The sequence below is a fragment of the Paenibacillus sp. GYB003 genome (assembly GCF_036577625.1).
Lineage (GTDB): Bacteria > Bacillota > Bacilli > Paenibacillales > NBRC-103111 > Paenibacillus_AB.
Map to the genome: position 1 here is coordinate 147,655 of NZ_JARBDC010000001.1, position 12,173 is coordinate 159,827.

A 12,173-nucleotide genomic window follows, 5' to 3' on the forward strand; every position below is an offset into this window, starting at 1 on the left:
TTATGCTCGCAGCTGTCGCTGCTGCTGAATCCCCTTATCTCCGCGTCCGCAACCGATTTCCGGCAGACGGTCCGACGGGATAACCGCCAGCAAGCCGGCCGCCCGCAGAAACCGGTCGGCAATCGGTTCGGCCATTCTTTTCGCCCTCAACCTTATGGATCGTGAAACCATTGTCATTCGTTTTCCGAATTTTGTCAAACCGCAAGCTCGAGACCAACAGGGTACGGTTTCATAGATTCCCGGATATGGTTTCTATTAGTTTAATTGGAATCGGCGCCAGACGAAAAGGGGGCGAACGCTTGAGCAAAACCGACGGACGATTATACGGGTAACGAACCCTGCAATCGTTATCGGGGCCGAATACGGAGGTTCTGAATTCGTAACGAACTCCCATATCGTTATTTCCGGCAAATCGGATCGCTTTTTTTCCATTTTCGGCTCGATAACGATACACCGATTCGTAAGATTGGAAAAACGATCGGATATCCGCCAATAAGAACGATACGGTTCGTTAGCCGTCGCCCACCAAAACAGCCAGGAAGCAGTTCAAATCGTCCTGACGGTTGAGCTTTTGAAATAGCTGCGGATCGCTTCCGTTCTCTGCGCCGTCCCCGTCCTGCCGCCTCCCGATTTCGCGAGTTTCGAAAATCAGAGAAACGTCCGCAAGCTGCGCAGCGAATGCCGCAGCGATTCGCTTGTCTTGACTTCGATGACGACGGACAGGCGGCGCTCGCGCGCGAACCGCAGTCTTTCCCGGATCGGCACAAGCCCGCTGCCCGGCGGCTGATGATCGGATTTGCCGTTATAGTCGTGCACATGCATAGGCTTGATCCGCTCCGCGTATCTCATCAGCACCGGCTCTTCCCGGAACCCGGCTTTCGCATCGTGGCCGGCGTCCCACGTCAAGTAAAATTGGCGAAACCGGCTGTCCAGCTTCGCCAAAGCTTCCTGAACAAACGGCAAATGAAAGTTGCAGGTATTCTCGATGCATAATTCGATACGATATGCCGACGCCAGCCGGTACAGCTCTTCGTACGAGTCGAGCAGCAGCTCCGTAAACCGCTCCTTGTACGCTTCGTTGATCCATACTTTGGCGTCCGGCAGCGTGAAATAAATGCCGTTGTTCAGATGCATGTTGATCGTGGCGATCCCGGCCTCCTTGGCCCATTCCATCGTCTCTTTGCACCGTTCGAGATGACCTCGCCGGATGGACGGATGAAACGAAGACAAGTCCAGCTCCTCGGGCAAATGAACGGTGAAATCGATGCCGTGCCGCTCCTTCAGCCGCGCCAAATCCCGGCCGTTCCATACTTCCGGCGTGCAAAAGGGCAAATTCATATTCAGCTCGATAAAATCGAGCCCGAGCTCCTTGCATAACGCGATATGGTTCTCGACGGCTTCATATTCGACCAAAGTCGGCATTCCCAGCTTCATGGCGCGATTCGCCCTCCTCCTCCTTAAGGATAACCGCCGCCGTTTGCCGGAGCAACCGGCTCTGTCCATTTCCCGTATCGGCTTGCTATAATAGAGTCGATCGAAGGAGAGGGGAACATATATCGTCATGAAGCTGGTGTCATGGAACGTAAACGGCTTGAGAGCCTGCGTGAACAAAGGATTTATGGACTATTTCAAAGAAGCGGAAGCCGATATTTTTTGCGTTCAGGAGACGAAGCTTCAGGAAGGACAGCTCGTTCTCGAGCACGGGGAAGCGTATGCGCAATATTGGAATTACGCGGAGAAGAAAGGGTACTCCGGCACGGCCGTATTTACGAAAATCGAGCCGCTGTCGGTACGGTACGGAATGGAGGAAGACCGGGAGCCCGAAGGCAGAATCCTTACGCTGGAATACGAAGCGTTCCATCTCGTCAACGTCTATACGCCGAACGCCAGACGGGATTTGTCCCGGCTCGGCTATCGCCTGGAATGGGAGGAACGGTTCCGCGACTATTTGCAGCGGCTGGACCGGGACAAGCCCGTGATCGCCTGCGGCGACCTGAACGTGGCACATCGGGACATCGATCTGAAAAACGCCAAGAGCAATCGCGGCAACTCCGGCTTTACCGACGAAGAACGGGAGAAAATGACCCGGCTGCTGGACGCCGGCTTCATCGATACGTTCCGGCATCGCTACCCGGACCGGACGGACGCTTATACGTGGTGGTCCTATATGCCCAAGGTCAGGGAGCGTAATATCGGATGGCGGATCGACTACTTCCTCGTTTCCGAAAGACTGGCCGACTGCGTGACCGATGCGGGCATCGAAGACGCGGTATTGGGCAGCGACCATTGCCCGATCACGCTCGAGATGGCCGGGTTGGACGGCTGACGTCTTAGGTTCCGCGCAAAAAAAAGCGAATGTCCGCTTCCCGGGAAGCGGACATTCGTGCGCGATGCGTATGGCCGTCCCTTCATCGGCCTTCGCATCGCCTTCCAACGAGAGCAAACCGTTACTTTTTCACCGCGATTTGGTCCGCAAGATCTGCCAGCTTTTGCTTCTTCAATGTTTCCTCCATCGCCTGCTCGGCGGAAACCATTGCCTTCTGAATCAAACATTCCGTTTCGCCGTCCAGACAGCAATTGAACAAAGAGGCTGTCCCTTCGATCGCATGAATGACGTCCAAAAACGATATCTCCTTTTTATGCGCCCCGAGCGTATAACCGCCGTTTGCTCCGGATATCGAATCGATCAGCCCGGCCTTCACCAGCTTCGTCAATATTTTCGATAAATAAGCGGGGGATACGCCCTGCTTCTCCGCCAAATATTGTACGCCTACCGGCTTGTTCGGCGCTTCGGCAACCAAGAAGAGCATCGTGTGGAGAGCGTAGTTGGTGGCCTTGGAAAATTTCATTGTTTCACCTCTATCATAGACTCCTTATATCCATGATACAGGCATGAACGTGCCGCAGTCAAGCGGCCGCCGTCTCAACGGTTTGCGGAAACCCACTTTGTCAAGGCTTCTTTGGACATATAGCCGATTTTCTTATCGACGGGCTTTCCGTCTTTGAATAAAAGAGTCGTTGGAAGAGACATCACTCCGAAGAAGGACGCGGTTTCCGCGTTCTCATCCACGTTTATTTTCACAATTCTCACATCGTCCCGCCGATCCGAGTCGTAGGCTTCGAGCACGGGGGCAAACAGTTGGCAAGGACTGCACCAAGGCGCCCAAAAGTTGACGATCGTGTATCCTTCCTTTCGCATATCGTGCCGGAACGTGCTGTCTGACGAATGGCAAACGGTCATCGGTATCTTCTCCTTTTTGATTGGATAACGGCTATTTACAATACATTTCGCTAGCTGCGCTGCACCGACATTCCTCCTTCCTCGTTCATTAAAAGATATTAAAGACATTCAGTGTCTGTGATTGAACAAAAAAAAAATAACCGATTCAATAAAAGACTTTACATATCTATAATAGCGACCAATTTGGCCGGAGTCAAGTCCCCGACGTTCAAGGAAGGCGGTTGGGCGATCATCGTTTCGCAGGCATCCGTACTTATGCTTGACGGATGCGAAACGAAATCGCGATGCTCTGAATCACGAAAAGCAACTGCAGAGACAAAGCCGATACGATTCCCGTCAGCAATCCCGGGCCCAACGTTTCGCTTACGGCAATGAAAGCGCCGCCGATCCCGATGCTTAACCCCGGACTGAACGCATCCGTAAACTGAAGGCTCGCCGATATTTCTCCTTCTTCGCCCGCATTCGCATGCTGCAGCGCAATCGCTCCGGTAGTCGGATGTGCCAGGCCGATACCGAACCCGGTGAATAGCTGCGAACTAATCGCCAATACGATTCCGCCCTCGGGAATACCTACGGCCAGCATTACCGCCGCAACACCGACGATCATGAAACCGATACCGGCCATCACCCGTTTGCGTCGGCCCGCCCCGCGGTCTTTGGCGTCAAGTTTCGACTGAAGCCAAGCCGCCGTCGACCAGCTTAACGCCCCCGCGGCCACAATAAGCCCGGCCAAATCCGCAGGCAGCTTCTTCACTTCCGTCAATGCCAGAACCACATGGCTTTCGGTGGCGCTGTAGCATGCGACAAACAAACCTCTTGAAGCGATGGTCGCGGGCAAGCCTTTTCTGGCGCCGAAAGTGCCCTCGGGCAGAAGCTTGCGCAAAGGCCGAACCATAATCACCGCTCCTGCCGCCGTAAGCGCCATCCCTTTCCATTCGGTAATCCAGCTTAATCCGGTCAGCAGCATGCCCGTTCCGACGGCCAGCAGCACCGCATATCCTTCTTTGCCGCCGTTTCCGGCGCTGCCTTTCCCTTGCGCCGAAAATTTGCGAAAAGCGGGAAGCGTCAGCACGACAGCCAGGCCGATGAAAGGAAGCACGAGCCAAAAAACGAACCGCCAGGACAAGGACTCGGCCAAAAGCCCGGCAACATAAGGACCGATTAACGCAGGCAAAATATAGGCGCCTGAAAACATGGCAAGTATTTTCGTTCTCAAACGATCGGGATAGCCCGCAGTAATGCTGTAATAAACGCAAGTAACGATGGCCCCCGCGCCAAACCCTTGAAGCGCTCTCCCCGCGATCAGCATCCCCATGTTCACGGAAGCGGCCGCAATAACGATGCCGATCACGAAAAAAACAATCGACGCCACAAACGATGCAAACACGCCGTTTTTGCCGATCCGTTGACCGATGACCATCGTTCCGACGATTTGCGCCAAAAGAAAAGCGCTGAATATCCATCCGTACATATGCAGCCCTTGCAGCTTTTGCGCCAAACTCGGCGCGATAGTGGTGATCGCCAATCCCTCGAACGCCACGGTCGTCACGGCCAGAATGATCCCGACGGTCAACGCTCGGTACGGGGCGTGAAAAATTCCGAACTTTTGCTCGGATCTGTCCATGGTGCATCCTCCTAATTATTTGCCATGACATTACTTGTCACAGCAAGTATATGGGCCGTTATTGCATTTGCTTTCTTAAATAAAGCATTTATTAAACAGTCTTGACCATAATGGTCGCAGCAACTATATATCCCGCCCGTTTGCAGGGAGTCCGACCTTTCGCTTCCCCGGATTTCCTTTTCCAACCGGCTATAAGTCTTTGACATTGTTATACATGACCGTAAGAACTCTCCGAAACGTTTCTACCTCCTCTTCCGTCAAGCCTTTGATTGTATTTTTGTACGCCTCGATGGACGGAGCAAGGATTTCGTCCTTCATTTCGCGGCCTTTGGGAGTCAAATAGACGCGCAAAGACCTGCGATCCGTTTCATGGATCACGCGATAAATAAACCCTTTCTTCTCCAATTTGAACAACATTCGCGCAATGTTCGTCTGATCCTTGTGCAGCCTTTCGGCAAGCTCCTTCTGGGTAATCCCTTCCTTTTCCCACAGGACGACCAGGATCTCCCACTGATCCACTGTAATATCGAACGGATTCACCACTTTTTGGTAATAGTTATTCAGCTTAAGAGCCGCGCGCTGCACATTGACGCCGATATATTTTTCTAATTCCAAGGCCGTACTCCCTTATAATTGACATGATTATAGTTGCTACGGCCATTATATTCGCATCTTTTTCCGTTGTCAATTCCCGCATTTGCCCGGCGGTTATAGCTCCGTCGGCAAACCATGGCGGTACATCGCCAAGCAATCCGTATGCTCCCGTAACACCCGCATCGTTTTCGGATTCGGACTGGAATACACGGTCGGATAATCGATTTCGCCGTAATAATCCCGCACCGGAAAAGCGAGCCGCTCTTCATCGACGGAAAATTGCGCGTCCACTCCCGCTTTATTGCCTCGCGCATCAAGACGGATCCATCTGGCCAGGCTCGGTACGTACACGGCGTTCAACGCATGAATGCAATACCCCGTATCCGGGTGATCGCCGATCGTCAGCCGCTGGTAGCAGAAGCCCGTCGGAATTCCGAGGCAGCGAAGCAGAGCGGCCAATAAGTTGGATTTCGCGTAGCAAATTCCTTCTTTATGTATCAACGCTTCCGAAGCTTTTCTTGTTATTCGCTTGCTCTGAATATCCCAAGAATGGGATATTTCGTCGCGTACGTATTCGAACGCTTCTTTGATGAGCTGGATGTCCGGCAGCGATTTAGCTTTCAGTTCGGCCGCCTTCCGTTGAATGACCGGATGGCCGAAATCCAATTCTTCCGTTTCGTGCAAATAGTCGCCAAGATCGTTCGACTCGATCGTCCCTATCATGATGCATCGCTCCGCTTTATCGATTTATGTATTATAATGCATCATGTTGTATGTTAAATCAATCGTTTTTTTCAGCTCGTTTCTTCGCGCGTGCTGACGATCGTCGTCCGGCGCCGCCCCCTATGTCCATCCCATCCGCTTTCAACCGGAGATGCAGGCATTCATATCGTTATCCGCGATAGGGTGCACCACTTGCTGAATCGTCCAGCCTTCCGGACGATACGGGGTTTGCAGCCGAGCCGGACTAAGATGATCGACGAGCGCTCCTTGTGGCAAAGTCCGGGATTTGCTCGATGAAACGATTGCGCTCGTCGGGCGACAGCCGAGGGATCGGCGCAAAATGACCGATCGGGTAACGAGCCGCGTCCCATTCCGGGCTCTTCATCTGCCGGCCCCCCTCCGTTCATTTCCTTAAAAAATCGGGCAGCCGTCTCATCATTTTTTCCCGATCCGACTGAAAGCCGAATTGTTCGTACAGACCGTGCGCATCCTTCGTCCCCAGCAATCCCGTCAAGTTTCGCAGCGGCTCCGAATTCACGATCGTTTCGACCAGTTTCTTTCCGATTCCTTTGCCTCTGCACGTTTCGTCGATAAATACGTCACAGAGCCAATACATGGTCGCCCCGTCCGTTACGACGCGCGCGAAGCCGACCTGCTTGTTTTGAAAGTATGCCCCGTAACAAATCGAATTTCGTATCGATTTCTCGATCGTTTCTTTGGAGCGTTTATTCGCCCAATAGCTTTTCGACAAAAATTCGAAAATCGTATCCAGGTCGAGTAACGATTTATCGTCGCTGATAATTAGTTCCTGATCCGTATTTGCCGTCATACTATCCGCTCCGCTCCGTTAGTCAAGTTCGGCCGAACCGCGCTCATCCCCAGAAAAGCCCTCGTTTGTCTTCATCGACGATTTTCAGCTGTTTGACAAAGTCTTCGTCGGGAACGATGTCTTCGACGAAATGCCATTTCTCTTTGCTGTCGCGCCAGTACACCTTCCACTTGTTTTCCTCCATGCGGAATTGGGCGATGTCCAGCTGGACCCATTGATCGCCCCGAAAGGCCGGCCTTTCTTCAACCAGGGTTACATTGTTGCCTCGGATCTTGTAGTTTAGTTTGATCTGGTTTTTAAGATGCTTCGGTATTTTTTGCTCGGTGTAATCGCTCATGATTTTCTCAACTCTTTTTTTCGTAAACGCGTCCAGCACGTCGCGTCACTCCTTCGGATGTATGGTTTTAAAGCAGCTTCTCGTGCAAATGGATGTTGCTTTTCAAGATGCTTGTTACTCTCGCGATTGTTTGCTTGCCTTTGGGCAGATCGGCGATTCGGTTCAGCAAAATCCATCGCAAACAAGCGATAGCCTCGAATAATTCGAGTTCGTCCGGCGTATAAGGGTGTTCCGACAAAAACGCGGCCTTATACATATCGCCGTACTTCGGACCGACGTAAATCCGGACCAATACGATCGACCAGGCGATATCGTACCTCGGATCGCCGTATTGTCCGTTCGTCCAATCGATAACCGTGTACGTTCCTTCCGCTTCCAAAACATTGCCCAGGTTGAAGTCGCCGTGAATGAGCTTGGTTTGCCGCATATCGCCAAGAGCGACAAGCCGGGCAAGCAGCCTGTGCAGATCTTCATGCCGCTCCATATTCGGATAAAAGTAATCGATAAAGTCGTATTGGCGAAGTATGGAACCGTCCAATGGCTCCGTCGGAAACCTGTGAATTTCGGATAACGTCTTCGCCAGCAAAGCGAGCACCGACCGATCGACTTTCGTCACCGGCGTTCCGTCGAAGCTTGTGAGCAATACCGGATTCGCCTCCCGATCCGTTCCCCACCCCAAAGGCTGCGAAACGGGCAGCCCTTTATCGTACAACGCCTTCAGCAGCTTATATTGACTTTCCACATGCGGCTTGGAAGCTTTATTCCAAACTTTGAGCGCGAAGCTAGTTTCTTGCAGACCGATTTTCGCAACCTCCGCTTCAAGCCCCGAATCGAGCGGAACGACGGTTACGGAACCGCTATTATCCAAAAGAAGATCGATCGCTTCGCTTTTCTCTCTCCAGTTTATTTCCGTGACAGGATGGATCATAAGGAAATCTACCTTTCGCTCGCGGTGCGCGCCGGCCCTACCACTAAGTTCTATATCGCCCCGGCAATACCTGCTTCCCGCAAAAAAAGAAAGGCGGCCTCCGTTCGGAGAACCGCCTCTGCCGCCTTCCTTGTTTGCAAATCTTGCGGGCCGTCCGGCTCGCCTTTCATCCGCCATAAAGCGCCCGAAGCCAGACGTACAGCCCTCCGAGCGTGACGAGCAGCGTCGGCACCGTCAGCAGAACGCCGATTTTGAAATAGTAGCCCCACGTGATGCGGACCCCTTTACGCGACAAAATATGCAGCCAAAGCAGCGTCGCCAGCGAGCCGATCGGGGTCATCTTCGGCCCGAGGTCGGTGCCGACGACGTTCGCATAAATGAGCGCTTCCCGCATGATGCCGTCGGTCGTCGTCTCGTCGATCGCGAGCGCGCCGATCATCACGGTCGGCAAGTTATTCATGATCGAGGAAAGCACCGCGACGATCACGCCCATGCCCATCGTCGCCGCGAACAAGCCGGCGGAGGCGAGCCGCTCCAGCGCGGCGCCCAGCAGCTCCGTCAGCCCCGCGTTGCGCAGTCCGTATACGACCACGTACATGCCGAGCGAAAAGACGACGATCGACCAGGGCGCCTCGACGATCACTTTTTTCGCCCGAACGACCGGGCTGCCGCGCGCCGCGAGCAAAAACAGCAGCGCCACCCCGCCGGCGACGAACGATACCGGCACGACGATCCATTCGCTAAGCAAGTACGCCGCCAGCAAAATGCCCAATATCGCCCACGAAAGCCGGAACAGCTTCGCGTCGCGGATCGCCTCGGCCGGCGGTCGCGCTCCGGCGATGTCGTACCGGTCGGGAACGCTACGCCGAAACACGACGTAAAGCACGGCCAAGCTCGCCGCCAGCGAAAACAAATTGACGACGAACATCCGGGTCGCATACTCCACGAAGCCGATGCCGAAATAGTCCGCCGTCACGATGTTCGTCAAGTTGCTGATAATAAACGGCAGCGACGTCGTATCCGCGATAAAGCCGCTCGCCATGACGAACGGCAGCAGGCGCGCTTCCTGCAGCCCGAGCGCCCGCACCTGGGCCAGCACGATCGGCGTCAAAATCAGCGCCGCCCCGTCGTTGGCGAACAAGGCCGATACGCCCGCCCCGAGCAGCACGATATAGACGAACATCCGCCGGCCGTCCCCGCCGGCGAGCCGGACCATATGCAGCGCGGCCCATTCGAAAAATCCGATCTCGTCCAAGATGACGGAAATGATAATGAGCGCGACGAAGGTCAATGTCGCGTTCCAAACCATGCCGGCTACCGTCGCCACGTCGTGCCAGCCGACGACGCCGAGCAGCAGCGCGAGCAGGGCGCCCGCCGACGCCGACCAACCGATGCCGAGCCGCTTCGGCTGCCATATGACGAGCGTCATCGTAAACAAAAAAAGCGCCAGGGCCGATATCGTCGCGACCACTTCGGCAAGTCCCCCCGAATCCTGCAGCGGCAGTCGTTTTGCAAGCTGCGCTGACAGGCACGATTTTTTCGCAACTTCTACTATAAGTTCAAAGAGCCGCCGCGTAAAGAGGAATCAAGCGTACTCGGTCGAATGCACTTCGTCTATCTTCCGAAAAGCCGGCCGGTTATAATGGAATCGAATGTCCGTAGTATACAGCCCCCTTAAGGAGATGCCGATTATGCATCCATCGTTTGCAAACGAATCTGCGTTCCGCCCCGGCGGAAATTTGGCCGCGGACGTTCGCCGTTTTCTCGTCGAGCGCGGCTGCCCGAAAACGGCGGAGCACTGCATGGCCGTCGGCGCCGAGGCGCGCGCGCTGGCGATCCGCTTCGGCGCCGATCCGGACAAAGCGGAAATCGCCGGCTGGCTGCACGACATCAGCGCGATTTACCCGAACGCCGAGCGCATACGCGTCGCCCGCGAGCTTGGCGTCGACGTGCTGCCGGAGGAAGAAACGTTTCCGATGATCGTCCACCAGAAGCTGTCCGTGGAAATTGCCCGGCATCGGTTCGGCATCGGGCAGCGGGACGTGCTGGACGCCATCGGCTGCCATACGACGCTGAAGGCGCCTTCCACGCTGCTGGACCGGGTCGTCTTCGTCGCGGACAAGGTGGCGTGGGATCAGCCGGGGACGCCGCCGTATTTGTCCGATTTGAATGCGCAGCTGGAGCGGTCGCTGGAGCACGGAGCCATGGCGTACATCGGTTACTTGTGGGAGCGCAAAGAGACGCTCAAAGTCGTTCACCCTTGGCTGGCGGACGCTCGCGCCGATTTGCTTCAGGCGATCGAGCGCTCGGCGGTTACGGCACCGGTTCGGCCCGCTTCCGAAACGGATCGCTGACGGCGTTCGCGCTCCGGCCTCCGCGGCGCCCTGTCCCGTCGCGCGATTCGGAAAACCGTCTATCGACGTATCTCAAGGATGCGCGAAAACAGCCGGCCTCCGAAACGTAACGGACGCCACGGCGCTTATTTCGCGAAAATCGGCCGTTTTCCAAGCGTAACGGACACCACCTGCGCTTATTTGCTCCGAACCGCCGTCCAAAAGGGGGCTTTTCGCCAAATAGCTGCGCCTGTGTCCGTTACAAAACAAATAAGCTGAAATGAGGCTCATTAGCGGCCGCCATGTCCGTTAGACGCTTGGAACTTGAGGCCCGTCCCGCCGCCCCATGCTCGCCCCCCCCGTTCCAGCTCTCGACGACGCCGGCGCAGGTCATACAGCCGGTATCGCCATCTCCCTCCGCCGGCAGCAGGAAACCCGCTCCGGCTTAGCGAAGGTCGGGACGGACGATTTTTTCTGCGCACACCGAACCTTGTTGGCTGTGCCGAAACGGCAGCGGAGCGGGGAACGAGATGGAAATGTTCCCGCTATTTTCGGTCGATTCCCGTTTCCGGGCAAAACAAACGGGAAAACATCCCGCTACATTCATCCAAACCGCGCTTTTTGCCGATTCGACGCCATTTTACCGGGAGCTTCTCCCGGTATTTCGAAACGACGCCTATAGGAGAGCGAGTTAACAGGAGGTTTTCCCGTTCGGTTTTATTCCAAATGGCTCCGCAGGATTCGGATACGCCGGACGTGGAAACGAAAGGCGCTGCCCGCCCCATGCTTTAGCGTTCAAAAGGCTCGCATCCATACCGCGAGATAATCAAAAAATCTTTGGCGCGCAAACCGATACGCCTGGCCATGGGGAGGGAACGGGGATTAGGCTCCAACGCAATCTAGCGAATCGAGCGATCGTTATCGGAGCCGAATGCGGCGGTTTGAAATTGTAACGAACTCTAGTAACGTTAATACCCGCGATTCGGATCGATTTTGTCCCTTTTCGGCTCGATAACGATACATGGGTTCGTTAGCCTTGAAAAACGATCGTTTTTCCGCCAATAAGCATCGTACGATTCGTTAGCAACCGGTCCCGGATCCGCCCGGATCCGCCCGGTTGCCGCGGATCCCCTGTATGACGCGCTTCCGCAGAGAAACGAAAGAAAAAGATCCGCCTGCATCGGACCATGGGACAAAAAAAGCGCGGTTCACACCCGCGCCACGTTGACGATGTCGGCGAACCGGATCGACACCGTCTCCGTATCGTTCGCCATTTTGATCCGCCGAAGCGTAAAATCGATTTGGACGACGCGCCCCCGAACGACGTCGTCGCGCACCGGATCGAATACGCCGACGGCCACTTCCCCATGTCCTTCGAGCGATTCGAGCAGCAGCAGCGCGAACTGCTCCAGCAGCTGGTCGTCCAGCGACGGACGCCGCCTGCAGCCGCTCTCGTCCCGCCTGCGCACCAATTGCTCCCGATGTTCCGGCAGCATCATCCGCGAAGATTCGAACAGACCGTTCCCTTCCAGCTTCTTGCCCATATACGCACCTCCGATCTTGT

Annotated in this window: 14 protein-coding genes; 2 read left to right on the forward strand and 12 right to left on the reverse strand. The window is 55.0% G+C overall.

Annotated elements, in window-relative coordinates:
- Together PV407_RS00730 and PV407_RS00735 are read right to left on the reverse strand one after the other, a co-directional pair.
- The gene (locus tag PV407_RS00730) at positions 1-135 is read right to left on the reverse strand and encodes a hypothetical protein (RefSeq protein ID WP_332087931.1); all 135 of its coding nucleotides are present in this window, start codon (positions 133-135) and stop codon (positions 1-3) included.
- A gap of 513 nt (positions 136-648) precedes the next feature.
- Positions 649-1,434 carry a sugar phosphate isomerase/epimerase family protein gene (locus tag PV407_RS00735; protein WP_332087932.1) on the reverse strand — a complete coding sequence of 262 codons (786 nt, stop codon included), beginning with the start codon at positions 1,432-1,434 and terminating at the stop codon, positions 649-651.
- Between the two features lie 127 nt (positions 1,435-1,561).
- On the opposite strand from PV407_RS00735, the gene PV407_RS00740 reads away from it, so the two are divergent.
- The gene (locus tag PV407_RS00740; RefSeq protein ID WP_332087933.1) at positions 1,562-2,326 is read left to right on the forward strand and encodes an exodeoxyribonuclease III; all 765 of its coding nucleotides are present in this window, start codon (positions 1,562-1,564) and stop codon (positions 2,324-2,326) included.
- Positions 2,327-2,447: 121 nt separating this feature from the next.
- Here PV407_RS00740 and PV407_RS00745 read toward each other — a convergent pair whose 3' ends face one another.
- From PV407_RS00745 to PV407_RS00785, 9 genes are all read right to left on the reverse strand, one after another.
- Positions 2,448-2,849 carry an Rrf2 family transcriptional regulator gene (locus tag PV407_RS00745; protein WP_332087934.1) on the reverse strand — a complete coding sequence of 134 codons (402 nt, stop codon included), beginning with the start codon at positions 2,847-2,849 and terminating at the stop codon, positions 2,448-2,450.
- Between the two features lie 74 nt (positions 2,850-2,923).
- Positions 2,924-3,241: a thioredoxin gene (trxA, locus tag PV407_RS00750; protein WP_332087935.1), complete on the reverse strand. Its 318-nt coding sequence runs from the start codon at positions 3,239-3,241 to the stop codon at positions 2,924-2,926.
- 253 nt (positions 3,242-3,494) lie between these two features.
- On the reverse strand, positions 3,495-4,865 hold the full coding sequence (locus tag PV407_RS00755; RefSeq protein ID WP_332087936.1) for an MFS transporter: 1,371 nt from the start codon (positions 4,863-4,865) through the stop codon (positions 3,495-3,497).
- A gap of 189 nt (positions 4,866-5,054) precedes the next feature.
- Positions 5,055-5,480, reverse strand: a complete 426-nt coding sequence (locus tag PV407_RS00760; RefSeq protein WP_332087937.1) for a MarR family winged helix-turn-helix transcriptional regulator — start codon at positions 5,478-5,480, stop codon at positions 5,055-5,057.
- Positions 5,481-5,573: 93 nt separating this feature from the next.
- The gene (locus PV407_RS00765) at positions 5,574-6,182 is read right to left on the reverse strand and encodes a transglutaminase-like domain-containing protein (RefSeq protein ID WP_332087938.1); all 609 of its coding nucleotides are present in this window, start codon (positions 6,180-6,182) and stop codon (positions 5,574-5,576) included.
- Positions 6,183-6,585: 403 nt separating this feature from the next.
- On the reverse strand, positions 6,586-7,011 hold the full coding sequence (locus PV407_RS00770; RefSeq protein WP_332087939.1) for a GNAT family N-acetyltransferase: 426 nt from the start codon (positions 7,009-7,011) through the stop codon (positions 6,586-6,588).
- Positions 7,012-7,054: 43 nt separating this feature from the next.
- Positions 7,055-7,387: a DUF3024 domain-containing protein gene (locus PV407_RS00775; RefSeq protein WP_332087940.1), complete on the reverse strand. Its 333-nt coding sequence runs from the start codon at positions 7,385-7,387 to the stop codon at positions 7,055-7,057.
- A gap of 28 nt (positions 7,388-7,415) precedes the next feature.
- Entirely contained in the window at positions 7,416-8,276 is an 861-nt protein-coding gene (locus PV407_RS00780; RefSeq protein WP_332087941.1) for an aminoglycoside phosphotransferase family protein, read from the reverse strand.
- Positions 8,277-8,442: 166 nt separating this feature from the next.
- On the reverse strand, positions 8,443-9,747 hold the full coding sequence (locus tag PV407_RS00785; protein WP_332087942.1) for an arsenic transporter: 1,305 nt from the start codon (positions 9,745-9,747) through the stop codon (positions 8,443-8,445).
- Positions 9,748-9,967: 220 nt separating this feature from the next.
- Between PV407_RS00785 and yqeK the strand changes: the two genes are divergently transcribed.
- Complete coding sequence (yqeK, locus tag PV407_RS00790) at positions 9,968-10,630, forward strand: bis(5'-nucleosyl)-tetraphosphatase (symmetrical) YqeK (RefSeq protein WP_332087943.1); 663 nt, start codon at positions 9,968-9,970, stop codon at positions 10,628-10,630.
- 1,187 nt (positions 10,631-11,817) lie between these two features.
- Here yqeK and PV407_RS00795 read toward each other — a convergent pair.
- Positions 11,818-12,153, reverse strand: coding sequence for a YolD-like family protein (locus tag PV407_RS00795; RefSeq protein ID WP_332087944.1), 336 nt, complete (start codon positions 12,151-12,153; stop codon positions 11,818-11,820).
- Positions 12,154-12,173: the final 20 nt, after the last annotated feature.

Excerpts from the sequence above, each read along its gene's own strand:
- PV407_RS00730 (WP_332087931.1), bottom strand. The coding sequence starts at position 135 with ATGGCCGAACCGATTGCCGACCGGTTTCTGCGGGCGGCCGGCTTGCTG.
- PV407_RS00735 (WP_332087932.1), bottom strand. The coding sequence starts at position 1,434 with ATGAAGCTGGGAATGCCGACTTTGGTCGAATATGAAGCCGTCGAGAAC.
- PV407_RS00740 (WP_332087933.1), top strand. The coding sequence starts at position 1,562 with ATGAAGCTGGTGTCATGGAACGTAAACGGCTTGAGAGCCTGCGTGAAC.
- PV407_RS00745 (WP_332087934.1), bottom strand. The coding sequence starts at position 2,849 with ATGAAATTTTCCAAGGCCACCAACTACGCTCTCCACACGATGCTCTTC.
- trxA (WP_332087935.1), bottom strand. The coding sequence starts at position 3,241 with ATGACCGTTTGCCATTCGTCAGACAGCACGTTCCGGCACGATATGCGA.
- PV407_RS00755 (WP_332087936.1), bottom strand. The coding sequence starts at position 4,865 with ATGGACAGATCCGAGCAAAAGTTCGGAATTTTTCACGCCCCGTACCGA.
- PV407_RS00765 (WP_332087938.1), bottom strand. The coding sequence starts at position 6,182 with ATGATAGGGACGATCGAGTCGAACGATCTTGGCGACTATTTGCACGAA.
- PV407_RS00770 (WP_332087939.1), bottom strand. The coding sequence starts at position 7,011 with ATGACGGCAAATACGGATCAGGAACTAATTATCAGCGACGATAAATCG.
- PV407_RS00780 (WP_332087941.1), bottom strand. The coding sequence starts at position 8,276 with ATGATCCATCCTGTCACGGAAATAAACTGGAGAGAGAAAAGCGAAGCG.
- yqeK (WP_332087943.1), top strand. The coding sequence starts at position 9,968 with ATGCATCCATCGTTTGCAAACGAATCTGCGTTCCGCCCCGGCGGAAAT.
- PV407_RS00795 (WP_332087944.1), bottom strand. The coding sequence starts at position 12,153 with ATGGGCAAGAAGCTGGAAGGGAACGGTCTGTTCGAATCTTCGCGGATG.